General features: G+C 29.2%; 24 protein-coding genes and 1 other RNA gene. 14 read left to right on the top strand and 11 right to left on the bottom strand.

The annotated features are described in order from the left end of the window. Positions 1-5: 5 nt before the first annotated feature. The 3 genes from atpG to HMPREF0202_RS12950 are packed head-to-tail and all read left to right on the top strand — an operon-like array spanning position 6 to position 2,690. Complete coding sequence (atpG, locus tag HMPREF0202_RS12960; RefSeq protein ID WP_023051173.1) at positions 6-857, top strand: ATP synthase F1 subunit gamma; 852 nt, start codon at positions 6-8, stop codon at positions 855-857. A 19-nt stretch (positions 858-876) separates the two neighbouring features. Further along, positions 877-2,280, top strand: a complete 1,404-nt coding sequence (atpD, locus tag HMPREF0202_RS12955) for a F0F1 ATP synthase subunit beta (RefSeq protein ID WP_023051172.1) — start codon at positions 877-879, stop codon at positions 2,278-2,280. 2 nt (positions 2,281-2,282) lie between these two features. Further along, on the top strand, positions 2,283-2,690 hold the full coding sequence (locus HMPREF0202_RS12950) for a F0F1 ATP synthase subunit epsilon (RefSeq protein WP_023051171.1): 408 nt from the start codon (positions 2,283-2,285) through the stop codon (positions 2,688-2,690). A 23-nt stretch (positions 2,691-2,713) separates the two neighbouring features. Here HMPREF0202_RS12950 and HMPREF0202_RS12945 read toward each other — a convergent pair whose 3' ends face one another. Genes HMPREF0202_RS12945 through HMPREF0202_RS12925 form a run of 5 tightly spaced genes read right to left on the bottom strand, consistent with a single transcriptional unit; the run spans position 2,714 to position 9,357 of the window. Beyond that, complete coding sequence (locus HMPREF0202_RS12945) at positions 2,714-4,066, bottom strand: HAMP domain-containing sensor histidine kinase (protein ID WP_023051170.1); 1,353 nt, start codon at positions 4,064-4,066, stop codon at positions 2,714-2,716. Further along, positions 4,047-4,703, bottom strand: a complete 657-nt coding sequence (locus HMPREF0202_RS12940) for a response regulator transcription factor (RefSeq protein WP_023051169.1) — start codon at positions 4,701-4,703, stop codon at positions 4,047-4,049. Before HMPREF0202_RS12940 ends, HMPREF0202_RS12945 begins: the two co-directional genes overlap by 20 nt. 11 nt (positions 4,704-4,714) lie before the next feature. Continuing rightward, positions 4,715-6,034, bottom strand: coding sequence for a ribosome biogenesis GTPase Der (gene der / locus HMPREF0202_RS12935; RefSeq protein WP_023051168.1), 1,320 nt, complete (start codon positions 6,032-6,034; stop codon positions 4,715-4,717). A 2-nt stretch (positions 6,035-6,036) separates the two neighbouring features. Continuing rightward, complete coding sequence (locus HMPREF0202_RS12930; RefSeq protein ID WP_023051167.1) at positions 6,037-7,743, bottom strand: YgiQ family radical SAM protein; 1,707 nt, start codon at positions 7,741-7,743, stop codon at positions 6,037-6,039. A gap of 6 nt (positions 7,744-7,749) precedes the next feature. Next, positions 7,750-9,357, bottom strand: a complete 1,608-nt coding sequence (locus HMPREF0202_RS12925) for a putative manganese-dependent inorganic diphosphatase (RefSeq protein ID WP_023051166.1) — start codon at positions 9,355-9,357, stop codon at positions 7,750-7,752. A gap of 193 nt (positions 9,358-9,550) precedes the next feature. Between HMPREF0202_RS12925 and HMPREF0202_RS12920 the strand changes: the two genes are divergently transcribed. The 8 genes from HMPREF0202_RS12920 to HMPREF0202_RS12885 all read left to right on the top strand — a co-directional run bounded on the left by HMPREF0202_RS12920 (position 9,551) and on the right by HMPREF0202_RS12885 (position 16,626). After that, complete coding sequence (locus HMPREF0202_RS12920; protein WP_023051165.1) at positions 9,551-10,309, top strand: TatD family hydrolase; 759 nt, start codon at positions 9,551-9,553, stop codon at positions 10,307-10,309. A 9-nt stretch (positions 10,310-10,318) separates the two neighbouring features. Then, positions 10,319-10,693: a holo-ACP synthase gene (acpS, locus tag HMPREF0202_RS12915; protein WP_040407562.1), complete on the top strand. Its 375-nt coding sequence runs from the start codon at positions 10,319-10,321 to the stop codon at positions 10,691-10,693. Beyond that, complete coding sequence (locus HMPREF0202_RS12910; RefSeq protein WP_023051163.1) at positions 10,690-11,109, top strand: NAD(P)H-dependent oxidoreductase subunit E; 420 nt, start codon at positions 10,690-10,692, stop codon at positions 11,107-11,109. Before acpS ends, HMPREF0202_RS12910 begins: the two co-directional genes overlap by 4 nt. A 19-nt stretch (positions 11,110-11,128) precedes the next feature. After that, positions 11,129-12,233, top strand: a protein-coding gene (gene prfB, locus HMPREF0202_RS12905; protein WP_187116531.1) for a peptide chain release factor 2 whose coding sequence is annotated in 2 segments (ribosomal slippage) — positions 11,129-11,200 and positions 11,202-12,233 — 1,104 coding nt in all. Because the reading frame shifts where the segments join, the coding sequence is not laid out codon by codon here. Positions 12,234-12,306: 73 nt separating this feature from the next. Then, on the top strand, positions 12,307-13,815 hold the full coding sequence (gltX, locus tag HMPREF0202_RS12900) for a glutamate--tRNA ligase (protein ID WP_023051161.1): 1,509 nt from the start codon (positions 12,307-12,309) through the stop codon (positions 13,813-13,815). A gap of 115 nt (positions 13,816-13,930) precedes the next feature. After that, entirely contained in the window at positions 13,931-14,839 is a 909-nt protein-coding gene (locus HMPREF0202_RS12895) for a hypothetical protein (protein ID WP_023051160.1), read from the top strand. Positions 14,840-14,848: 9 nt separating this feature from the next. Beyond that, positions 14,849-15,304, top strand: coding sequence for a DUF2147 domain-containing protein (locus HMPREF0202_RS12890; RefSeq protein ID WP_023051159.1), 456 nt, complete (start codon positions 14,849-14,851; stop codon positions 15,302-15,304). A 14-nt stretch (positions 15,305-15,318) separates the two neighbouring features. Further along, on the top strand, positions 15,319-16,626 hold the full coding sequence (locus HMPREF0202_RS12885; protein WP_023051158.1) for an ATP-dependent nuclease: 1,308 nt from the start codon (positions 15,319-15,321) through the stop codon (positions 16,624-16,626). Positions 16,627-16,664: 38 nt separating this feature from the next. On the opposite strand, the gene HMPREF0202_RS12880 is transcribed toward HMPREF0202_RS12885, so the two are convergent. From HMPREF0202_RS12880 to HMPREF0202_RS12865, 4 genes are read right to left on the bottom strand one after another with little or no spacing between them, the layout of a single operon-like run. Next, positions 16,665-17,432 carry a sulfite exporter TauE/SafE family protein gene (locus tag HMPREF0202_RS12880; RefSeq protein WP_023051157.1) on the bottom strand — a complete coding sequence of 256 codons (768 nt, stop codon included), beginning with the start codon at positions 17,430-17,432 and terminating at the stop codon, positions 16,665-16,667. Positions 17,433-17,463: 31 nt separating this feature from the next. After that, a complete protein-coding gene (locus HMPREF0202_RS12875) occupies positions 17,464-18,000 on the bottom strand; it encodes a chromate transporter (RefSeq protein WP_023051156.1) in 537 nt (178 codons plus the stop codon). After that, on the bottom strand, positions 17,997-18,527 hold the full coding sequence (locus HMPREF0202_RS12870) for a chromate transporter (protein ID WP_023051155.1): 531 nt from the start codon (positions 18,525-18,527) through the stop codon (positions 17,997-17,999). The genes HMPREF0202_RS12875 and HMPREF0202_RS12870 overlap by 4 nt, the downstream gene beginning before the upstream one ends. A gap of 60 nt (positions 18,528-18,587) precedes the next feature. Continuing rightward, the gene (locus HMPREF0202_RS12865) at positions 18,588-20,210 is read right to left on the bottom strand and encodes an ABC-F family ATP-binding cassette domain-containing protein (RefSeq protein ID WP_023051154.1); all 1,623 of its coding nucleotides are present in this window, start codon (positions 20,208-20,210) and stop codon (positions 18,588-18,590) included. A gap of 165 nt (positions 20,211-20,375) precedes the next feature. Here HMPREF0202_RS12865 and HMPREF0202_RS12860 point away from each other — a divergent pair, with 165 nt between their 5' ends. The 3 genes from HMPREF0202_RS12860 to efp are packed head-to-tail and all read left to right on the top strand — an operon-like array spanning position 20,376 to position 23,070. After that, positions 20,376-21,332, top strand: a complete 957-nt coding sequence (locus tag HMPREF0202_RS12860; protein WP_040407552.1) for an NADH:flavin oxidoreductase — start codon at positions 20,376-20,378, stop codon at positions 21,330-21,332. Further along, the gene (gene earP / locus HMPREF0202_RS12855) at positions 21,332-22,495 is read left to right on the top strand and encodes an elongation factor P maturation arginine rhamnosyltransferase EarP (protein WP_023051152.1); all 1,164 of its coding nucleotides are present in this window, start codon (positions 21,332-21,334) and stop codon (positions 22,493-22,495) included. The genes HMPREF0202_RS12860 and earP overlap by 1 nt, the downstream gene beginning before the upstream one ends. Before the next feature lie 11 nt (positions 22,496-22,506). Further along, entirely contained in the window at positions 22,507-23,070 is a 564-nt protein-coding gene (gene efp / locus HMPREF0202_RS12850) for an elongation factor P (RefSeq protein WP_023051151.1), read from the top strand. Positions 23,071-23,148: 78 nt separating this feature from the next. On the opposite strand, the gene ffs is transcribed toward efp, so the two are convergent. Both ffs and HMPREF0202_RS15380 read right to left on the bottom strand, forming a co-directional pair. Then, positions 23,149-23,248: signal recognition particle sRNA small type (gene ffs, locus HMPREF0202_RS14880), an RNA gene on the bottom strand. Positions 23,249-23,306: 58 nt separating this feature from the next. After that, positions 23,307-24,037, bottom strand: a 731-nt coding sequence (locus HMPREF0202_RS15380; RefSeq protein WP_023051150.1) for a hypothetical protein, incomplete at its 5' end; no start/stop codon positions are given.

Raw genomic sequence — 24,037 nt, 5'->3', positions numbered from 1 at the left:
GGCAAATGGCTGGAACTAGAGAGATAAAAAATAGAATAAAAAGTGTTCAGTCTACTCACCAAATTACAAAGGCCATGGAAATTGTTTCGACTACAAAATTTAAAAAGTATTCAACAATAGTAGCTCAATCAAAGCCATATTCAGAAAGTATAGCTAAAATATTACAAAATATTGCAGCTGGTGTAAAAAGTGAAAAACATCCACTTTTTGATGGTAGAGATGATGTAAAAAAAGTTGGAGTTATTGTTATGTGTTCAGATAGAGGACTAGCAGGAAGTTTCAACAGTAATACATTAAAAGCACTAGAAAGATTGATTGCTGAAAATAGTGGGAAACAGGTCTCTGTAATTGCAGTTGGAAAGAAAGCTAAAGAATACTGTGCAAAGAGAAATTACGATGTAAAGGCTGAGTATATACAACTAATTCCTGAAACGATGTTTGATAAAGCGAAAGAAATTAGTGAAAACATTGTTGAATATTACTATAACAACATTTTTGATGAAGTGTACGTAATATATAACAAGTTTATATCAGCTTTAGTAAGTGATCTAACAGTAAGTAAATTAATTCCTATAGAAAGAGCTGAGGGAAGTGAGAATAAAGCTTATATATTTGAGCCGTCTCCAGAAGAGATTTTATCATCTCTATTACCAAAGTATTTAAATATAGAGTTATATAAAGCTTTACTAGATAATACTGCAAGTGAGCATTCTGCAAGAAAAAATGCAATGAAAAGTGCAACGGATAACGCTGAAGATATGATAAAGGGATTAACTTTAGAATATAATAGAAGAAGACAAGCATCGATAACTCAAGAGATATCTGAAATTGTTGGAGGAGCAGCAGCGTTAAATTAAGAATAATGAGGAGGCAATAGTGGAAAACAAAGGTACCCTTACCCAAATAATAGGTCCTGTTGTAGACGTTATGTTCAATGATAGATTGCCTGGAATTTACAACGCTTTAAAAGTAAAAGGTGAAGACGGAAAAGAGTTAGTTCTTGAGGTTCAGCAACACCTAGGAAATAACGTTGTAAGAACAGTAGCAATGGACGCTACTGAGGGTCTACAAAGAGGAATGGAAGTAATAGATACAGGATCAGCTATAACAGTTCCAGTAGGAAAAGCTGTTTTAGGAAGAATTCTAAATGTTTTAGGAGAGCCAGTTGATGAAGCTGGACCAGTAACAACAGAGGAGCATTTACCTATACATAGAGAAGCTCCAAACTTTGATGAGCAAGGAACAGAAGTAGAAATATTCGAAACTGGAATTAAGGTAATTGACCTTCTTGCACCATACATTAAAGGTGGAAAAATAGGTCTATTTGGAGGAGCTGGAGTAGGAAAAACAGTTCTTATAATGGAGCTTATCAACAACATTGCAAAAGGACACGGAGGATTATCTGTATTCGCGGGTGTTGGAGAAAGAACAAGAGAAGGAAGAGACTTATATGATGAGATGAGAGAATCAGGAGTTATTGATAAAACATCTCTAGTATATGGACAGATGAATGAGCCGCCTGGAGCAAGATTAAGAGTTGCTCTTACTGGACTAACAGTAGCGGAAAACTTTAGAGACAAAGAGGGACAAGACGTTCTTCTATTCATAGATAACATATTCAGATTTACTCAAGCTGGAGCGGAAGTTTCTGCCTTACTAGGAAGAATACCTTCAGCAGTTGGATACCAACCAACACTAGCTTCAGAAATGGGTAAATTACAAGAGAGAATTACATCAACTAAGTCAGGATCAATAACGTCAGTTCAAGCTGTATACGTACCAGCGGATGACCTTACTGACCCAGCACCAGCGACTACATTCGCTCACTTAGATGCTACAACAGTTCTTTCAAGAAGAATTGCATCTCTAGGAATATATCCAGCAGTTGACCCTCTAGATTCAACTTCAAAAGCGCTAGATCCAGCAATAGTTGGAAATGAGCACTATACAGTTGCTAGACAGGTTCAAGAGATATTACAAAGATATAAAGAACTTCAAGATATCATTGCAATCCTAGGAATGGATGAGTTATCTGATGAAGATAAGCAAACAGTTTCTAGAGCAAGAAAAATCGAGAGATTCTTCTCACAACCATTCTCAGTTGCTGAGCAATTTACAGGAATGGAAGGGAAATATGTTCCAGTAAAAGAGACAATAAGAGCTTTCAAAGAGATTATCGAAGGTAAGCACGATACTCTTCCTGAACAAGCATTCCTTTATGTTGGAACAATTGAGGAGGCAATAGCTAAGGGAAGAGACCTTATGAAGGGAGCTGAGTAATTATGGCAAACTCTTTTAAGCTAGAGCTAGTAACTCCATTATCAAAGATATTATCTGAAGAGGTAAACTTTGTTATGCTAAGAACAACAGAGGGAGATATGGGTATATTACCTAATCACTCGCCTTTTGTTGCTGGATTAGCTACTGGAGAGATGAAAGTTAGAAATAATGGGCAAGAAAAGTTTTACTATGTTTCAGGTGGATTTGTAGAAATCTCTGATAATGTTGTAACAATTTTAGCAGATGAAGCTATGGATGTTAAAGATATAGATTTAGAAGCTGCGAGAAAAGAAGCTCAAATTGCTAAAGAAAAATTAGAAAAAATAGCTGAGGATATTGATATCGCTAATGTTCAAAAGACATTAACTCAAGCATTAACTAAAGTTAAATTAGCAGAAAAAATGTTATAAAAAATAAAACCCGATTAGAATTTCTAATCGGGTTTTTTTATCAAGATTTTAAATATAAAATAATTATTTTCGATTTTTAAATCAAAGTTAAATCGATGTAGCTCTAGAATTTTTTTAACTAAAGATAATCCAAGGCCACTTCCCTCAGTATTTTTATCTAAAGCATTTTCTCCTCTTTGGAAAGGTTCAAATAAATCAGTAGTTTTTTTATTGACTTCAGTAGTGATAATGTTTTTAAAAATAAGAGTACCATTCTCTAAAAATATTTCTACATTGGATTCGTCAGGTGCATATTTTAACATATTTTGAACTAAATTATTTATAGCAATTTTTAATAAATTATAATCACCATTTACTTCTATATTTGAAAAATTAGTAATAACATTAATATTTTTTTCAAATTCAATATAATCAAATTGTTCTAATGAACTTTTAATCATATTTTCTAAATTTATTTGTTGTGTTGTTAATTTATAATCAGGAGAATTTATTTTAGAAAGGGTTAGTAAACTTTCTGTTAAAGTTCTCATCTCTAAAGATTTTTCAAGCATAGTTTTATAATATTCTTTTTTTCGTTCACTAGGAACATTATCTCTAGCTAATGCTTGAGAATATAAACAAAGAACTGAAATAGGTGTTTTTAGCTCATGAGATGCATTAGAAACAAAAAGTTTTAGATTTTCAATAGCAAAAGATAGTTCTTTAGACATTTCATTTAAACTTTGAGCAAGTTCTTCAAGTTCATCACCACTAGACAATTTTATGTTATCAGGATATTCTAATCTCGCAATTTTTTTAGCACTATTTTTTAAGTACATGATATTTCTATTTATTTTTTTAGAAAATATAGATACAAGAATACCACTTACAAATAAAGAGAAAAAAGCAGTAAAAAGATTAAATATAAAAATATCATGAATATGTTTTGCAATAACAGCCATAGAACTTCTAATACTTAACATATAACCATTGTTTAACTTTTCATAGTAACGAATGAACATAACTCCAGATGTACCATCAACTTCACCTATTTTAAATGTAGATTCATTTAATTTTAAAGAGTTATAAATCTTTTTATTGTTATTCATATGTGAACGATTATTCTGCATAAAGTTTAAATCAATCTTAACTCCAAAATTATCCTCTGCAAAATAGATGTAATTTTCAAGTTTATCTCTATCATCAATTAGTTTAATGATGTTATTTCTAATTTCAATAATACTTTGTTTTTTCCTATAAATATAAAATTTATCTAAGAAAAAAGAGTTGAAAATAAAACTGGTAATTATAGTTAAAAAAACTATCCCTATTGTTAATAGGAATAGTTTTTTAAAGAAGTTCAGTTTTATTGGGAAATTAATCTGTTTTAAAGACATAACCAACTCCTCTTACACTTTTAATATAATTATCACAACTTCCAAGTTTTTTTCTTAACCGTTTTACAATAGTATCTACTGCTCTTTCATCACCAAAAAATTCAAATCCCCAAACTTCATTAAGTAAAGTTTCACGAGAAAAAATTATATTTTGATTTCTTAAAAAAAATTCTAAAAGTTGCGCCTCTCTTCGAGGAAGAATATTACTTTCTTCAGGAGTATCAAGCTTAAATGTATTGAAATCAAAAGTGATATCTCCAATTTTAAAAAATGTGTCATTACTAAGTTTAAATAATTTTTTTAACTTAATAATGAGAAGCTTAGGAGTAAATGGCTTTGTTATATAGTCATCAGCTCCTAATTCAAGTCCTTTAATTTCATCAAATTCACTATCTCTAGCAGTAACCATAATTATAGGTACTTGAGATAATGCCTTCAACTTTTTACAAATCTCCCATCCGTTCATACCAGGAAGATTTATATCTAATAATATAAGATCAGGTTTTTCTTTATAAAAACAATCAATTGCTTCATCACCTCTATGAGTTATAACAGTTTCAAATCCCTCATTTTTTAAAGAATCTGAAATAACTGTAGCAAGAGATTTTTCATCTTCAACAATAAGAACTTTCTTCATAATTTAAATCCTTAGCTATTTTTGTGTTCAAAAATAACGTCAATAGGAGTACCTTCAAATCCAAAAGACTCTCTTAATTTATTTTCGATATATCTACCATATGAGAAGTGAACTAACTCAGGGTAGTTACAGAAAAGAACAAATCTAGGTGGTGCAGTAGAGATTTGTGTAGCATAATTTATTTTAACTACTCTACCTTTTCTTGTAGGTGGATTATTCATGATAATAGCATCACTTATAACAGTGTTTAATAATCCAGTTGAAATTCTCTTGTTATATTCAGCAAATACAGCTTCTGCATGCTCTAATAACTTAGTTGTTCTTTGCCCTGTTAAAGCTGATACGAATTCGATTGGTGCATAAGATAAGAATGGTAACTCAGCATAAAGCTCTTCTCTCATCTTTTTCATCGTGTCATTTTTCTTATCTGGAATAGTATCCCATTTATTTATAACTATGATAATTGGTTTTTTCTCTTCATAAGCAATACCAGCAATTCTCTTATCTTGCTCAGTTAATCCTTCACTTCCATCAATCATCCAAATACATACATCAGCTCTTTTTATAGTTTTGATAGCTCTTAAAACAGAATAATACTCTAAACTTTCCTCAACTTTAGATTTTCTTCTGATACCAGCAGTATCTATAAGGATGTATCTGTTACCATCAAATTCAATAGCCGTATCAATAGCATCTCTAGTAGTACCAGCTATATTACTAACAATAGTTCTTTCTTCTCCTGATAATCTATTAACAAGAGATGACTTTCCAGCATTTGGTCTACCGATAATAGCTAATTTAAGACCTTCTTCCTCTTCGTACTCTTCAACTGTTTGATCAATAATATCTACTACTAAATCTAGCATATCTCCAAGGTTTACTTTATGCTCTCCTGAAATAGGAATTAAATGCTCAAATCCTAATCCCCAGAAATCATAAACATCGTCTTGTTGAGCTTGGAAATTATCAATTTTATTAACACAAAGGATAACAGGTTTTTTCTTTTTTCTTAAAAGGTAAGCAACCTCTTCATCTAATGGATTTAAACCATTTTTTCCATCTACAACGAATAAAATAACATCAGCTTCATTCATAGCAACTTCAGCTTGCTGTTTTATTTTAGTCATCATAAAATCATTATTTCTAGGCTCAAGTCCTCCAGTGTCAACTAGAACAAACTCTTTTCCAGCCCACTCAGTTTCTCTATATAGTCTATCTCTTGTAACTCCTGGCTGGTCATCAACGATAGCTACTCTATCTCCAACCAATTTATTAAATAGTGTCGATTTTCCAACATTTGGTCTTCCAACGATTGCAACAATAGGTTTCAATTTTAATACCTCCTAGTTTTATTTGTTTGAGTGATAATATCTTTTTGTTTTTGCTTTTTACCGTTATCCTTTTCAACAAATATTTTTTTATTGTTAAGTGGATTCATTTCAGTATAATACATAAGTGTAGAATAAGTTGATGGAGTAGGAGTAAAAATTTGTACCTGCTCTGGACTTATTTTTAGTTCAGAGGATGCGAATCTTTTTAAATCTAACATATCTTTTTCGTTACACCCAGGGTGAGCAGCAATTAAATAATAAGTTAAAAACTGTTTTTTATCATGTTTTTTATTTAACTCATAAAAACGATTTTTAAACTCTTTTAAAATGCTTTTCCCTTGTTTTCCCATAAGAGAAAGAATTTTATCCTCTGTATGTTCAGGAGCAATTTTCATCTGTCCTGAAATATGGTCTTTGATAAGTTCTTCAAGATATCTATCACCAGATTTGTTATCATCTAAAATCATATCATATCTAATTCCAGATGCAATAAATATTTTTTTAATTTTATCTATTGATTTTAACTTTTTCAAAAGAGAAATTTGTCTAGAATGATCAAGTTTTAAAGCAGGGCAAGTTTCAGGGTAAAGACATCTTTTGTGAGAACAAGCTCCATGATTTAATTTCTTAGTACATTCAAGACCATACATATTAGCTGTAGGACCACCTACATCCGATATATTTCCTTTAAATCCTTTTGAATTAGCTATATTTGTAACCTCTTTAACGATAGAGTCTTCACTTCTAGAAATAACTGTTCTTCCTTGATGAACAGCAATTGCACAGAAATTACATTCTCCATAACACCCTCTATGTGTAGTAACAGAGTGTTTTATAGTGTCTAGAGCTTTAACATGTCCATCTTTTTTATAATAAGGGTGGACATCTCTTTCAAAATCTAACCCATAAATATCATCCATCTCTTGAGAAGTAAAATTTTCACAAGGAGGATTTTGAATAAAGTATCTATCAGCATTTTTTTGATAAATTCCCTTAGCAGTTATAGGATCACAATTATGATAGAAAAGTTCGAAAGCTTTTACAAAGTTTTCTTTTTTTTCAACACATTCTTCAAAACTTGGAAGAGTTAAATATCCTTCTTTAGGTTCTTTAGAAATGTAACCTATACCTCTAATACTTTTCCAATCTGTTTTATTTTTTAATGCATTAGCTAACTCAAGCATAGACTTCTCTCCCATACCATATGAAAGAATATCAGCTTTAGCATCAAAAATAATAGGACGTCTTAACGAGTTACTCCAGTAATCATAATGAACTACTCTTCTAAGACTAGCCTCTATTCCCCCTAATACAATGGGAACAGGACTATTTTTAAAGAAACGACGAATTAGATTTGTATACTGAATAGTAGCTCTATCAGGTCTTTTATTATTAATTCCACCTGGAGTAAAATCGTCACTTTTTCTTCTTTTTTTTACAGCAGTATAGTTAGCAACCATTGAATCTACACAACCAGCAGAAACTGCCCAATATAAATTGGGAGTTCCTAATCTAGTTATATCTTTATCAGAATTAATATCTGGTTGAGCGATTACTCCTACTTTAAAACCATGCTTAACTAACCATTTACCGATAATAGCAGTACCATTATAAGAAGTATCTAAATAGGTATCTCCAGATACAAGTATTATATCTAAAGAGTCCCAACCTAATTTTTTAACCTCTTCCATTGTAGTAGGTAGAAACATTTAAAATCACACTCCTTGAGAAGCAGCCATTAAGAAAGGAACAACTTGTTTCTTTCTAGATACAACACCATCAACCCATGCCGTATTATTAGTTAAAGTTGTATGGAATCCTCTTTCAACAAGCGTTGGCTCACCAACAACAAGTAGCATAGATCCAGCTTTAACGATATCTGTAATAACTAATACAGATAATTGATAATCATTTTTAGCATTTGTTTCAGCCATTGCTTTTTCAAGAGAAGCTTGTTGATCTAATACACCTTTAACGTCAACAGTATTAACTTGAGAAATAGCTAACTTTACACCATTCATAGAAAACTCTTTTTGATCCATAGTTAAAATCTCTTCAGGAGTTTTATCAGAAAGAGATGTACCAGCAATAAGCATATCCATACCGAAAGCCTCATAGTTTTCTATACCAGATATAGCAGCTAGTTCTTTTACAACTTGGATATCTTTTTCTGTACAAGTAGGTGATTTAAATAGTAGTGTATCAGATAAAATAGCACTTAACATTAAGCCAGCAATCTCTTTTGGTGGTACAATACCAGCTTCTTTATATAAACCATAAATAATTGTACAAGTACATCCAACAGTTTCAGCATTTATTTTAACAGGTTCGTTTGTTTCAAAGTTTCCGAACTTGTGGTGATCAACAACTTGAATTATTTTAGCATCCTTTAAACCAGCAACTGATTGAGCAGCTTCATTATGATCAACTAAAACAACATTTTTTCTAGTAAAGTTGATTAAGTTTTTTGTTCTTATAGTACCATAAACTTCTCCATTTTTATCAACAACTGGGAAGTTTGTTTGTGTAGATTCTTTCATAATATCTTTAATATCAATTAAATAATCATCTGTAGAGAATGAATAGAATTTCTCATGATTCATTATTGATAAAATTGAAACTGATTGAGATATTAATGGTATTGTTTTAAATAAAGATTTATTAACTCTTAAAATAGGAGTTTTAGAATCTCTAGGTAAAATAACATCATCTTTATCACAACAAAGAATAATCATATTAACACCTAAATCAATTAAATCATCGATAGAGTCAAGTAATGTCGTAGTAATAACGATATCACCAGCTGCGATGTTTCTATACTCACTTACACCTTTTAAGCTAGCTTCTATTTTACCAGAAGGATATTCTCCACTGATAACTTCTCCTTCTAAAACATCTTTTAAATTTTCATAAGTTGTGTAGTATTTAGAAAATAATTCAGAATAATCAATGTTTAAGTAAGCATTAGCAATATCTGAAACATGAATCATTCCTCTTAGGTGATTCTTACTATTAACAACAGGTAAACTAGAGAAATTCTCTTCTGTCATTATCTCTAAAGCTCTTTTTAATGAATCTTTATGATTAATAGTTTTCTTTTCAACACGAGTTAAATCTGATATTTGAGCACTTACCGTTGAAAGTAGTTTTGGTGCATCTATATTAAAGCTTTTTAAAACAAATTCAGTTTCCTTACTAATGTTTCCTAATCTACAAGCTTGAGCAGATTCTCCTTTTAATTCTTTTAGTCTAGCTAATGAAATAGCTGAACAGATTGAATCTGTATCTGGATTTCTGTGTCCAAAAATTAAAATTGGTTCCATGTAAAATACTCTCCTTTTTCTTTATAAGTCTATTTATTATTTTATCATTTTTTTGAAAATAGAACAACAAAATCTTTACTTTTCTTATAAAAAAACATAAATATTAAATAGAGTGTAGTAGAATCTGGAAAATATACTGTTATTGTGATAAAATATATTAAAAGTTTTTTGAAAATTCAAAAGAGGTGAAGTTATGAAATTAGTGGATACACATTGTCATTTAGACAATGAAAAATTCGATGAAGATAGATTAGAAGTAATAGAAAGAATAAAAGAAAATTTAGAGTTTTGTGTAAATATAGGATATGACTTAGCTAGTTCTAAAAAAAGCTTAGAGTTAGCCAAAGAATATGATTTTATATATGCTGTAATAGGAGTTCATCCAATTGATATAGCTGAGTATGATGAAGAGGTTGAAAAAGAACTTGAACTCCTAGGAAAAAATCCAAAGGTTGTAGCCATTGGTGAGATAGGATTAGATTATCATTGGATGACAGAACCTAAAGAGGTTCAACAAGAGAGATTCAAAAAACAACTAGAGCTTGCAGAAAAATTAAATAAACCAGTTGTTATTCATACAAGAGATGCTATGGAAGATACTGTTAATATTTTAAAAGAGTATCCAAACATAACTGGAGTTATTCACTGTTATCCAGGATCTTTAGAAACAGCAAAGCAATTAGTTGATAGATTTTACTTAGGAATTGGTGGAACTTTAACTTTTAAAAATAGTAAAAAAGCAGTTGAAGTTGTAAAAGATATTCCTTTAGATAGAATAGTTATTGAAACTGATTGTCCATATTTAACTCCAGAGCCTTTCAGAGGAAAAAGAAATGAACCTATTTATGTTGAATATGTAGCAAAGAAAATAGCTGAAATAAAAGAGATTAGTGTTGAAGATGTTACAAAAATAACTACAGAAAATGCTAAGAAGCTATATAGAATAGGTTAGAATATGGCTATGAAATTTATAGGAATAGGAAATGATATTGTAGAAATAGAAAGAATATCAAAAGCTATTGGAAAAAATGGTTTTAAAGAGAGAGTCTTTACATCAAAGGAGATAGCCCAAATACAGGAAAAAGGAGATAAAGCAGAAAGTTATGCAGGAAGATTTTCGGCTAAAGAAGCTATATCTAAAGCTTTAGGAACTGGAGTAAGAGGATTTAATCTTGTAGATATAGAGATTTTAAATAACTCTTTAGGAAAACCTGAGGTAACTTTAAAAGGTAATTTAGAAAATAAAAATGATAGATTTATAGTGGATATATCAATATCTCATTGTAAAGAGTATGCAACAGCTGTTGCGATAATAATGGAAAGAGAGGTAAAATGAAAGAGTTTTATCAAGAATTAGATAATTATATAGAAAATTTAGAAGATAAAAAAAATGATTATAAGGTTTTATCTTTTGTTGTAGATGAGTTAGGATATTTACCAGATGAAGTTTTGAATTATATAGCTAAAAAAATGGATATTTTTCCATTTTCATTAGAAAGTACAATAAAATTTTATCCTAAGTTACAAAAGGCAAGAACTAAAAACTATGTTCAAATTTGTACAGGAAGAAATTGTATTCAACCTGGTTTAAAAGAGAAACTAGCAGAATTAAAATCAGAAGTTGATTTTCCAATAGAGGAGAGACACTGTTTAGGAAGATGTGGAAAGGGTAGTGCTCTAAAGATTAATGAGGAGTATTATTCGTATAAAACATTAGAAGAATTAGAAAAATTATTATTAAATTTAAAGTAAATATTAGGAGGAGTTTTTAATGGATATTTTGGAATTAAAAAGAGAATATAACCAGTTTAAAAATCAAATAGATGCTATAAGGGGGTCTCTTTGACTTAGATGGTAGAAGAGAAAAGATTGCCACTTTAGAGAAAAAAACACTAGAGGATGGATTTTGGAATGATAAACTTACTAGTGGAAAAATAATAAAAGAGATGAATGAAGAAAAAGATATTGTAAAAGAGTTTGAATCTATAGAGAATATATTTTTTGATGAGGAAGTTTTAATAGACTTTGTTTCTATGGGAGAAGATGACTTCACTGATGAGTTAGAGGAAAAACATAATAAACTTATGCATATGATTGATAATTTTGATACTAAGATGCTTTTAGATGGAGAGTATGATAGCAATAACGCTATAGTTACAATTCACTCAGGAGCAGGAGGAACAGAGGCTTGTGATTGGGCTGATATGCTTTATAGAATGTATATGAGATGGTTTAATACTAGAGGATTTAAAGTTACAGAGATGGATTATATGGCAGGAGATTCTGTTGGAATAAAATCAATCACTCTTTTAGTTGAAGGAACAAGAGCATATGGGTATTTAAAAGGAGAAAAGGGAGTTCATAGACTTGTAAGAATATCACCTTTTGATGCTAATAAAAAAAGACATACATCATTTGCATCTGTTGATATAATGCCAGAAGTTGACGATACAGTAGAGATAACAATAGATTCAGGAGATTTAAGAATAGACACATATAGAGCTTCAGGAGCTGGAGGTCAGCACGTAAATATGACTGACTCAGCAGTTAGAATAACTCATATTCCAACTGGAGTAGTTGTAACTTGCCAAAGAGAAAGATCTCAGTTGAGTAATAGAGAGACAGCTATGAAACTTTTAAAATCAAAACTTTTAGAACTTGAGATGAAGAAAAAAGAGGAAGAATTGAAAAAAATTCAAGGAGAACAAAGTGATATAGGTTGGGGAAATCAAATTAGATCATATGTATTCCAACCTTATACAATGGTTAAGGATCATAGGACAGGAGTAGAGTCAGGAAACATAAGAGCTGTTATGGATGGAGACATTGACGACTTTATAAATGGATACCTGAGATGGTCAAAAAATAAAAACTAGTAAGTAATCTTGAAATTATTATCTATATGGATTATAATATAGGGTACAAATTACAAAAAAGGGAGAGATTATAATGGAAAGAAGAGTAAGAACAAGAATCGCGCCTTCTCCAACAGGAGATCCACACGTAGGAACAGCTTACATTGCGTTATTCAACTTAGCTTTTGCTTATAAAAATGGTGGAGACTTTATATTAAGAATAGAGGATACTGACCAAAATAGATACACAGAAGGATCAGAGCAAATGATATTCGATGCTTTAAAATGGCTAGGATTAGATTATGCAGAGGGTCCAGATGTAGGAGGACCAGTAGGACCTTATAGACAGTCAGAGAGATTCCACTTATATGGAGAGTACGCACATAAATTAGTTGAAAAAGGTGAAGCATATTACTGCTTCTGTACTCAGGATAGATTAGAAAAGTTAAGAGAAAGACAAAAAGCTATGGGAAAAGCTCCTGGATATGATGGTCATTGTAGATCTCTTTCTAAAGAGGAAATTGAGGCTAAGTTAGCAGCTGGTGAAGAGTATGTAATCAGACTTAAAATGCCTTATGAGGGAGAAACAATAATAAAAGATAGACTAAGAGGAGATATCGTTTTTGAAAATAATAAAATAGATGACCAAGTTTTATTAAAAGGCGATGGGTTCCCAACTTATCACTTAGCAAATGTTGTAGATGATTACTTAATGAATATTACTCACGTAATTAGAGCTGAAGAATGGATTGCATCTACACCAAAACATATTCAATTATATAAAGCATTTGGATGGCAGGAGCCAGAATTTATACACATGCCACTTCTTAGAAACTCTGATAGAACAAAGATATCTAAGAGAAAAAATCCGGTATCACTAAACTGGTATAGGGAAGAGGGATACTTAAAAGAGGGTATCGTAAACTTCTTAGGATTAATGGGATATTCATTTGGAGAAAATAAAGAAATATTTACACTTCAAGAGTTTAAAGATAACTTTGATATAGACAAAGTATCTTTAGGAGGACCTGTATTTGACTTAGTTAAATTAGGTTGGGTAAATAATCAACATATGAGAATGAAAGATTTAAAAGAGTTAACAGAATTAGCTGTTCCATTCTTTAGAAATGCAGAATTAATTGGTGAAGAGTTAACAGAGAAAGAGTTTGATACTTTATCTAGAGTAGTTGATATCTTAAGAGAGGGAGCTCAAACTATAAAGGAAATTGTAGATCAATCAGAAGTTTATTTTAAAGATGAGTATACTTTACCAGTTGTAACTGAGGAAACAGATAAAAAAGAAGTAAAAGGAATTGAAAGACTTTATACAGTTATTCAAGATGAAACTGGAAAGAAATCAATAAACCTATTCCAAGAGAAAATAGCGGCATGTGATGAGGCTATTTCTATTGATAGAGCTAAAGAGTTATTAAAAGAAACTTTAGACGAAGTTGGAGAGGGACCAGGAAAGGTATACATGCCTTTAAGAGCAGTACTAACAGGACTTCCAAAAGGTGCAGACCTTTACAACCTAGTTTCTATTATTGGTAGAGATAGAACTTTAGCAAGAATAGAGAGAATGAAAAAATTATATAACATTTAATGAATAGTGGAGTTTTTTAACTCCACTTTTTTTAGCAAAAAATAAAAGAAAAATACAAATAAAAAGTAATTAGTAATATAGTTATTTATAAATACTGAAAATATAGGAGGGCATTATGAAAAATCATATTTTACTTGGCAAATTATTAATGAATGCCTTTAAAATTCTAGGAAAAGCACAAAATGAGATTGAAAGTGATTTGAAAAATTTTAAATTTACAAAAGAGTTAGAAATAGATTTTAAAAATATAAATTTTAAAGAGTCATTTAAAAAGAATTTTTTTACACTATTAATAATATCAATTCTTTTAGAGAGTAAAGTTTCAAAAAAGCATATTGTTAGTTATGGTAAAATAATAACGTATTTAAGGCAAATAGTGACATCAACTGATAATATGATAGATAATGAAGATAAAGGGTTAATTTTTATAAAAAGTTTAAAAAATCAGATGGTATCAAATAGCTTAATAATGTTAATTTGTCAAAATTTTTTAACAAAAGAATGTTTAGAATTAAATGAAGGAAAAGATATCGCAGTAAAAAAAATTTTTGATAAAATATATCTTATTGCTATGAGTGAAAGTTTAAGAGATAAATCTCAGTATTTGGAATATCCAAATGAGAAATATATATTAGAAAAAATACATAGTGGAATAGGTGGAGAGTTATTAAAGATAAGTTTAGAAGCTCCATTAGTAATTGAAGAAAATTCAAAGCTAAGAGAGTATTCAAATGGAATATTTGAAATAGGTATGGCTTTACAAGCTTTAGATGATTTTTTTGATATAGAAGAAGATGAAGAGAGTGGGAAAATAAATCTTTTAAGATCAGCATTACTTTATAGTGAGAAGGATGAAGAAGTTGTAAGAGAAGAGTATTTAAAAAAAGTATCAGAAAATGCGTATAATGGGTTTAAAATTTTAGAAGATAATGAGTTTCCAATTAATAAGAAGGAAGCTAAAAAAGTCTTGAAGAAACTTTTCGAATTAAGAGGCTTAAAAGAATATGTCTCTATTTTAGATTAAGGAGGAAGGATGAAAAAATATTCTATAATATTATTTTTAGTCATAGTTAGTCAGCTTTTTTCTAAAGATCCGTATGTTGGGTATTGGGAGATGCCAGATGGAAAAGTAATAATTCAGATTGAAAAAGTAAATAAAGAGTATGTAGGATATGTAAGATGGTTAAAAGATTTAACCTATCCAGAAGGTGATCCTATGGAAGGGATTGAACAGATAGATAGAAAAAATCCTAACTCAAGTTTAAGAAAAAGAAAAGTTATGGATTTACAAGTTGTTGGAGGATTAAAATTAAATAAACAAGGAACTTCATTAGTAGATGGGTGGATATATGATTCTTGGAATGGAAAAAAGTATTATGGTTCAGCGAAAGTTATTGATGATAATACACTAAGTTTAAAAGGATCAATTGATCCTTGGGGAGTTTTAGGTTATTCTATGAAAGTTAAAAGAGTACAACTACCAAAATAAAAGTAGGTGAAAAAATGGAGATAAAAAGATTAAGCATAAAGAATTGGCAGAATATTACCTATTTGAATATTGAGTTTGAAAAATTATTAATATTAATTGGTGAATCTAATAAAGGTAAAACTAGTATTTTAAAAAGTCTTTCGGCTATTTTAGGGAAATATGAGATTCAAAATAGTGATTTTAAGAATGAGAATATGGATATAGAGATAAAAATAAAATATTTTGAAAAAACTTTAGGCTTTTGTACTTTTAAATTATTAAAAAAATTAGGAGAAGATAGTAGATATTTTATTTTGAATCATGGAAAAGAAAAAGAGTTGAGATTAGATGAAGTTAAAAATAAACTTTTGACAATAAATGGAATAATAATTACATCTAAAGACGTGGGAGTTTATGATGCACTATGCCAAATAAGAGATATTTTTATTTTAGAAAACAATGAAAGTAAAATAGTAAAAGAACTAGAAAGTAAAATTCAATATTTAAAAGATAATTTTTTATCTCAAAGCTTACAAAGAAAAGTTTTATTTAGTTTTTTAAAAAATATTTTAGATGACATTGAATACTATAAGAATAATTTAAATGGAAAATTGGATAATCTTTTTTTAATATTTGAAGAACCAGAATTACATTTAAGCCCTCAAAGAAGCAGAGAGATGTACTCTCTATTGATTAAATTATCAGAGATTGGGGTTCAAATAGTTATGGAAACTCACTCAAGCTATTTTGTGGGATTAAAGCAGTATAAGTCAATTTGTTTGATAAAAAAAATAAAAAACGACATAAAAGTTTATCAATATACTGGAAAACTTTTAAATGGTGATGAAATAAAAAATTTCAATATGAATTATTGGATAAACCCGGATAGAGGAGAGATGTTTTTTGCCAAAAAAGTAATATTAGTTGAAGGACAAACAGATAAAATAGCACTATCTTACTTAGCTAAAAAATTAGGGATTTATAATTATAATTATTCAATAGTAGAGTGTGGAAGTAAAAGTATTATTCCGCAATTTATAAAAATTTTAAATGCATATAAGATACCATATGTTGCAGTTTATGATAAGGATAATCATAAGTGGAGAAATGAGACTGAAATAGAAAATTCTAATATGAAAAATAAAAAAATAAAAGGACTTATAAATAAATATATAGGTGATTATATAGAGTTTGAAAATGATATTGAGGAAGAGGTTTATCAAGAAGAAAGAGAACGAAAAAATTATAAAAATAAACCATACTATACTCTCCAAAAAATAAGTGAAGATGAATACGAAATTCCTTTGAAATTGGAAGAAAAAATAAAAAGAATATATAAATAAAGATAGAGATTAAAAAACTCTATCTTTTTTATAAAATATCAATTAAAAGCTTTATAAACATTGAAAATATTTAATAAAATTATAAGAATAATAGAAATATTAAATATTTTTTCAATATATTCATTTGATAATCGATGATTAAGTTTTGCTCCAATAAGTCCTCCAAGAATACCACCTATAACCATTAAAGGTAACATCTCCAAATTATAAATAGAAAATCCCGTTCCAATAAAGATTAAAAATAATTTTGAAAACTGAGATAATAAAATTATAAATACAGAGCTAATAGCTGCATTTCTAGTAGGAAAAGCAAAAAGCATAACTAAAATAGCTACATTAATTGGTCCGCCTCCAATGCCAAGAAATGAAGCGATTCCACCGAGAAAAAGTCCAACTAAAAATATAATAAAAATATTTTTAATTTTATATTTTGGAAGATAGTCTTTAAGTAAAACTAAACTTAAAAGTGCTATTAAAATTAAAGCTTGAATTCCTTTTCCGAAACTTTCATTTTTAAAAAGACTTAAAAAAATATCAAAAGATTTTTTTCCAATACCTCCCCCCAGAATAGATCCAATAGCTAAAATAATTGTATTAAAGTCAGCTTTAAATCCAGATTTAAATTGTTTAATAGTAGCTACAAGTGCCATAGAAAAAACTGTAACAGAAGATAATACTCCTACTGTAGATAGATTGTAGTCTCCTAAAGCATCAAGAACAGGTTTGATAATTACTCCCCCACCAAGTCCAGCTAAAGATCCTAAAGTTGTAGCACAAATGGCAGTTATAAAATAAATAAAAAACATGAGACCTCCTAAGATGTTAAATTAGATAAGTTTAAAAAATAAAAATACCAAGTAAAGATGTCAGTAATAAAATAATTATAGGATTGATTTTAGAAATATATTTGGTTCCTAAAAAAACAATAAGAAAAATAAAAGTTGCTTTGATTCCTTGAGAGTAATCACTTACAAAAAAAGTTGGTTTAGCAATAATTATTCCAGCAAAAGATATAAGAGCTAGAGTAACTGGTTTTACTCCTCTAAAGAATAGGTCTTTTTTAGGATTATCTTTTATTTTATAAAAAATACTAGCTACAATTAGGATAACTATAAAAGAGGGTAAGGCAGAACTGAAGGTAGCTATGAAAGCTCCAGGAATTCCAGCAACCTGATGTCCAACAAAAGTTGCTGTATTAATAGCAATAGGACCAGGTGTAACTTGAGAGATTGCAATGATATCTAAAAATTGTTGTTCTGTTAACCAATTTTGTCTAAAAACTACATCTTGCATAAGAGGAAGCATTGCCAACCCACCACCAAAAGAGAAAAGTCCTATTTTAAAAAATTCATAAAAAAGCGTAAAGTATATCATCTGTCCCCCTTAATAGTGAAAAATATAATACAACCAATTCCAAAGAATAGAATTAAGAATATAGGTGATACATTAAACAGAACTAAACTTAATAGAGATATAAAAAATATAGAATAACTTAATTTATCAACTAAAGTATTTTTAGAAAGTTTAATAACAGAAGATAAAATAAGTGCAGCAATTCCTGCTCTTAGACCAATAAATAATTTTTGCATTACAGGATTTAGAAAACTTTTGGCAAAAAATGCAGAAATTATAATAATAACTAAAAGAGAAGGTCCAACAACTCCTAAAGTAGCAGCAATAGAACCTAAAACACCCATACGTTTTTTTCCAATAAAAGTAGCAGCATTAATAGCAATAGGACCAGGTGTCATTTGTGAAATAGAGATTATTTCAAGAAGCTCATCCTTATCAATCCATTTTTTTCCATAAATCATTTCTCTCTCTATAAGTGGAATCATGGCGTATCCACCTCCGAAGGTAAACATTCCAATCTTAAAAAAAGTAAGAAAAAGTTCTAACATAAAAACCCCCTTAATTGAAATAAAAGCAGAGGAAGACCTCTGCTTTTTATATTTATTTAATTATACATTGTACATATCTTTAATTTTAGCTTGTAACTCTTCGTCAGCAATATAATCGTCATATTCCATTAACTTATCAACAATTCCACTTGGAGTTATTTCAATTATTCTGTTAGCTACAGTTTGGATAAACTCATGGTCGTGAGCTCCAAATAATATAGTTCCTTTAAAATTAGTTAAAGCTTTGTTAAGAGATGTGATTGACTCAAGGTCTAAGTGGTCAGTAGGGTTATCAAAGATTAAAACATTTGCATTAGTAAGCATCATTCTTGATAACATACATCTAACTTTTTCTCCTCCAGAAAGAACTTTAGCCTTTTTAGTAGCTTCTTCTCCAGAGAATAACATTCTTCCTAGGAATCCTCTAACAAAAGCATCGTGCTGATCAGGAGAATATTGTCTTAACCAATCAATTAAATCTAAATCACAGTTCTCAAAGAATGCAGAGTTATCTTTAGGCATATATGCTTGAGTAGTTGTAACTCCCCATGTATAAGTTCCGCTATCTGCTTCCATTTCACCAGATAATATAGAGAATAAAGTCGTTTTAACAATATCATTTTGAGAAATAAATACAACTTTATCATTTGTATTTATTGTAAATGATACGTTATCTAAAATCTTAACTCCATCGATAACTTTTGTAAGGTTTTCAACTTTAAGAAGATTGTTTCCAGCGTCTCTTTCAGGTTTGAATTCAACAAATGGATATTTTCTATTAGAGATTTGCATATCCTCAAGTTGTAATTTCTCAAGTTGTTTCTTTCTAGAAGTTGCTTGTTTTGATTTAGATGCGTTAGCACTGAATCTAGCAATGAACTCTTGAAGTTCTTGTCTTTTTTGATCTAATTTTTTATTCTTGTTATTTATTAATGTTTGCATTAATTGGTTAGACTCGTACCAGAAGTCGTAGTTTCCAACATACATCTTAACTTTTCCATAGTCGATATCAGCTATGTGAGTACAAACTTTGTTTAAGAAGTGTCTATCGTGAGATACAACAATAACAGTAGTATCTTCTAAATTCATTAAGAACTCCTCAAGCCAAGCTATAGCTTGAATATCAAGTCCGTTTGTAGGCTCGTCAAGTAATAGAACATCAGGATTTCCAAATAAAGCTTGAGCTAGTAAAACTTTAACTTTATCAGGTTCGCTTAATTCTCTCATTAATTTATAATGTAGGTCAGCTGTTATTCCAAGACCTGTTAAAAGCATCTCAGCTTCCGTTTCAGCTTCCCATCCATTTAATTCAGCAAACTCTCCTTCAAGTTCAGCAGCTCTCATACCATCTTCATCAGAGAATTCACTTTTAGCATAAATTTCATTTCTCTCTTCGATTATTTTCCAAAGTTTTGTATGTCCCATTAAAACAACGTTTATAACTGACTCATCTTCGTGAGCAAAGTGATCCTGTTTAAGAACAGCCATTCTTTTATTTTTATCAAAGATTACTTCTCCCTCAGTAGGATCTAAATCCCCTGAAAGTATTTTTACAAATGTTGATTTTCCAGCACCGTTAGCTCCAATAAGTCCATAACAGTTTCCAGGAGTAAATTTAACGTTTACATCCTCGAAAAGCTTTCTACCAGAAAATCTCATACTTAGATTACTAGTTGCTATCATTTAAAAACTTCCTCCTAAATATTTATAATATAAATTTAAATTTTGAACACATATCTTAAATATTATATCATGAATTTTAAGAATAGGAAATATAATATATTTTCTTTTTTTTTAAATTATGTTAGAATATTCTATAAAATTTGTATAAGAAAGAGAGGAAAAAGAGTGAATTTATTTACTCCTTTGGATATAAAAAATAAGAGGTTAAAAAATAGAGTTGTTTTACCACCACTAGTTAGATTTTCAATGGTAGGAAAAGATGGATATGTAACTGAGGAGCTTTTAGAGTGGTATAAAGATGTAGCAGAAGGTGGAACAGGATTAATTATTGTTGAAGCTAGTTGTGTAGCAGAAGATGGAAAATTAAGGGATAATCAGATAGGAATATGGGATGATTCTTTTATTGAAGGATTGTCAAAAGTGGCAGATATTGGTAAAAAATATGATGTTCCAATGCTAATTCAAATTCATCACGCAGGATTTAAAGATGAAGTGGCAAGAGTTCCAGAAGAAGTTTTAGATAAAATTTTAGACCAATTCGTAGAAGCGTTTAAAAGAGCCAAAAAAGCTGGGTTCGATGGAGTTGAAATACACGGAGCTCATACATACTTGATATCTCAATTAAACTCTAGATTGTGGAATATTAGAGATGATAAATATGGAGGATCTTTTGAAAAAAGAATGTATTTTACAAAAACTTTAGTTGAAAGAACAAAGAATTTATTTGATGATAACTTTATATTGGGTTATAGAATGGGTGGAAATGAGCCTGAATTAGAAGATGGAATAGCAATAGCAAAATATTTAGAAGCTATAGGAATTGATCTAATACACGTATCCTCAGGTGTTCCAAATCCAGAAAAAAAACAAGAAGTAAAAATAGATATTCCTAAAAATTTTCCATTTGATTGGGTGGTTTATTTAGGAGTTGAAATAAAAAAGCATGTTAATATTCCTGTAATAGGTGTAAGAAATATTAAAAGTGAAGAACAGGCAAGTATGTTGATAGAAAGTGAAATGTTAGATCTTGTAGCAATAGGTAGAGGAATGATAGCAAGACCTAATTGGGTAGAGTTTGCTAAAAAAGAGTATTATAAAAGAACAGGAAAAATGGTGAAGTAATGATTATAAAAAGTTTAGATATATTTTGTGAAATTATCGATAATTTTGGAGACATTGGAGTAGTATATAGACTTGCAAAAGAGTTAAAAACTTTTTATAATGATAATGTTAAAATAAGAGTTATTTTAAATAGAGTAAATGAATTTGTAAATATGAATAAAAAAGCAAAAGATACAGACTATCAAGAGATAGATGGAATTATTTATATGACAAACGAATATTTAGCTAAAAATATATGTACATTTTCTCCTGCAAATGTTATAATAGAGGCCTTTGGATGTAACATTTTAGAGACGTATTTAGAAAAAGCTAAACTAGAATCATCACTATTAATAAATCTGGAGTATTTGTCTGGGGAAGATTGGATAGAAGGGATACACCTTATGGAGTCACCTCTTGGAGCTGAAAAATTAAAGAAATTTTTCTTTATGCCAGGGTTTACAGAAAAAAGTGGTGGAGTAATAGTAGATAAGTTATTTTTAAATAGAAAAAAAAGTGTTTTAGAAAATAAAAAGTTTTATTTAGAGAAATATATACCTGAAATAGATGAAAGTTACTTTTTAGGAACGATATTTAGTTATGAAAAAAACTTTTTACCATTAATAGATGTCTTATTAGAAAATGGTAAGGAAAATTGCTTGTTAATACTTGGTGAAAAATCTCAAATGAGTATAAATAAGATAATTGAAAATTTAAATTTCACTTATTCAAGTGAAGGAATTTATAAATATAAAAATATTCTAATTAAATTTATGCCATTTTTAGAACAAGAGGAATATGAAGAATTGATAAATTTAGCAGATTATAATTTTGTTAGAGGAGAGGATTCGTTTGTAAGAGCTTTACTAACGGGAAAACCCTTTGTATGGCATATATATTTACAAGAGGAAATGGCTCATATGGATAAGATTGATGGTTTTATAAAAAGATATGATGAAACCTTAAAAAGTTTAGGATTGAATAAAGAGTTAGGTATTCACACAAAGCTATTAAGAGATTATAATTTAAGAGATAGTAACTCATTGGAGTTGGGAAATGAAAAATTTGATGATTTTTTTAAAGAGTTTGAAAATATTTCAAAACTTTCTCAAAGCTATTCAGAGTACATTGAATTAAAATGTAATCTTATAGATAAATTAAATGAATTTATTTTAAAATATTAGGAGGTTCAATTATGAAAACTGCTCAAGAATTAAGAGCTGGAAGTACAGTAAAGATTGGAAACGATCCTTACGTAATTTTAAAAGCAGAGTATAACAAATCAGGAAGAAACGCTGCTGTAATGAAGTACAAAATGAAAAACTTATTAAACGGAAATATATCTGACGCTATATATAAAGCTGACGATAAAATGGACGATATCAGACTTGATAAAGTTAAAGCTGTTTACTCATATAATGATGGAGATTTCTATGTATTCTCAAATCCTGAGACTTGGGATCAAATCGAGTTAAAAGATGAGGATTTAGGAGATGCTTTAAACTATTTAGAAGAGGGAATGGAATTAGAGGTAGTTTACTACGAGTCAACTCCAGTTGCTGTTGAGTTACCAACTTTCGTTGAGAGACAAGTAACTTATACTGAGCCTGGATTAAGAGGAGATACTTCTGGAAAAGTAATGAAACCAGCTAAAATAAATACTGGATTCGAAATTCAAGTACCTTTATTCGTTGAGCAAGATGAGTGGATCAAGATTGATACAAGATCTAACGAATATGTAGAGAGAATTAAAAAGTAATAAAAATTAGGTTGAAGATTATATCTTCAACCTTTTTTGTTTAATTATAAAATATCCAAAAAATAAAAATGCCACAAGGGATAACAGGAGTAATCTTATACCCGTATTAAATACCTTAGTGCTGCTTCCTTCCAGACCTGACACGGTTCGATAATAATACGCCATAAGGCTCCTGCCACCACACTTGTGACATATGTAATTATATCATTAAATAAATAAAAATACAAGTAAAAAAATTAGAAAATATTTTTAAAGAAATTTTTGATTCTATTCTTTTTTTCTTTAAGATTATTTTCATATTTATTTTTTAATTGATTTTCTAAAAAAACACTAAAAAGTTCTCGGTTATTTATTAAAGTTCTCTTAACTTCATTTGGAATTGAAGTTTTGATTGTAACAATATCTGTATTATTAGAAAAATGATTAGTAATAGATAGAGTATGATAGTTATTTTCAGTTAATTTTATAAGCTCTTCAAGAATATTTTTTTTAATATCGTCTAATTTAGGAGAGTTTAAAATAAAGTCTTTATTTAATTTAATATTATCAATAATAGTTGTTCCGTCAATTTTAAGAGTTTCTCCAGAAATAGATATTAATTGTTCACTAGATAAAGTGCCATTTGAAATATAGTTATTTACTTTATAAAAAGAATGAACATTAAAATTAGAAAGACTAACGTAGATATTACCAACTAAAGTATTTGTATTAATATCTCCATAAACTTTACCGCTTCCATTTTCATGTGATAAGAATATATTCAAAGGTAAAGATATATTTTTAGATAAATTAGTATTAAAATCTTTAAAAGAACCATTAAAATCTATTTTTGATATTTTTCCAGAAAAAGATATATTTTCGATAAAAATATTTGTATTTTTTTCTAAATTATTGTGATTTTTTATTTTTAATAAAAGATCCTTTGTTTTTTTAGAAAAGTTATTAATTTGTTCTTTAAATTGTATAT

Origin of the sequence: Cetobacterium somerae ATCC BAA-474, from assembly GCF_000479045.1 — a bacterium.
GTDB lineage: Bacteria > Fusobacteriota > Fusobacteriia > Fusobacteriales > Fusobacteriaceae > Cetobacterium_A > Cetobacterium_A somerae.
Note: the sequence above shows the minus strand (reverse complement) of the source record. Positions and strands in the feature narration are given on the sequence as shown.

Coding starts and splice junctions, on each gene's coding strand:
- atpG (WP_023051173.1), top strand. CDS start 6: ATGGCTGGAACTAGAGAGATAAAAAATAGAATAAAAAGTGTTCAGTCT.
- HMPREF0202_RS12950 (WP_023051171.1), top strand. CDS start 2,283: ATGGCAAACTCTTTTAAGCTAGAGCTAGTAACTCCATTATCAAAGATA.
- HMPREF0202_RS12945 (WP_023051170.1), bottom strand. CDS start 4,066: ATGTCTTTAAAACAGATTAATTTCCCAATAAAACTGAACTTCTTTAAA.
- HMPREF0202_RS12940 (WP_023051169.1), bottom strand. CDS start 4,703: ATGAAGAAAGTTCTTATTGTTGAAGATGAAAAATCTCTTGCTACAGTT.
- HMPREF0202_RS12930 (WP_023051167.1), bottom strand. CDS start 7,743: ATGTTTCTACCTACTACAATGGAAGAGGTTAAAAAATTAGGTTGGGAC.
- HMPREF0202_RS12925 (WP_023051166.1), bottom strand. CDS start 9,357: ATGGAACCAATTTTAATTTTTGGACACAGAAATCCAGATACAGATTCA.
- HMPREF0202_RS12920 (WP_023051165.1), top strand. CDS start 9,551: ATGAAATTAGTGGATACACATTGTCATTTAGACAATGAAAAATTCGAT.
- acpS (WP_040407562.1), top strand. CDS start 10,319: ATGAAATTTATAGGAATAGGAAATGATATTGTAGAAATAGAAAGAATA.
- HMPREF0202_RS12910 (WP_023051163.1), top strand. CDS start 10,690: ATGAAAGAGTTTTATCAAGAATTAGATAATTATATAGAAAATTTAGAA.
- gltX (WP_023051161.1), top strand. CDS start 12,307: ATGGAAAGAAGAGTAAGAACAAGAATCGCGCCTTCTCCAACAGGAGAT.
- HMPREF0202_RS12895 (WP_023051160.1), top strand. CDS start 13,931: ATGAAAAATCATATTTTACTTGGCAAATTATTAATGAATGCCTTTAAA.
- HMPREF0202_RS12890 (WP_023051159.1), top strand. CDS start 14,849: ATGAAAAAATATTCTATAATATTATTTTTAGTCATAGTTAGTCAGCTT.
- HMPREF0202_RS12885 (WP_023051158.1), top strand. CDS start 15,319: ATGGAGATAAAAAGATTAAGCATAAAGAATTGGCAGAATATTACCTAT.
- HMPREF0202_RS12880 (WP_023051157.1), bottom strand. CDS start 17,432: ATGTTTTTTATTTATTTTATAACTGCCATTTGTGCTACAACTTTAGGA.
- HMPREF0202_RS12875 (WP_023051156.1), bottom strand. CDS start 18,000: ATGATATACTTTACGCTTTTTTATGAATTTTTTAAAATAGGACTTTTC.
- HMPREF0202_RS12870 (WP_023051155.1), bottom strand. CDS start 18,527: ATGTTAGAACTTTTTCTTACTTTTTTTAAGATTGGAATGTTTACCTTC.
- HMPREF0202_RS12865 (WP_023051154.1), bottom strand. CDS start 20,210: ATGATAGCAACTAGTAATCTAAGTATGAGATTTTCTGGTAGAAAGCTT.
- earP (WP_023051152.1), top strand. CDS start 21,332: ATGATTATAAAAAGTTTAGATATATTTTGTGAAATTATCGATAATTTT.
- efp (WP_023051151.1), top strand. CDS start 22,507: ATGAAAACTGCTCAAGAATTAAGAGCTGGAAGTACAGTAAAGATTGGA.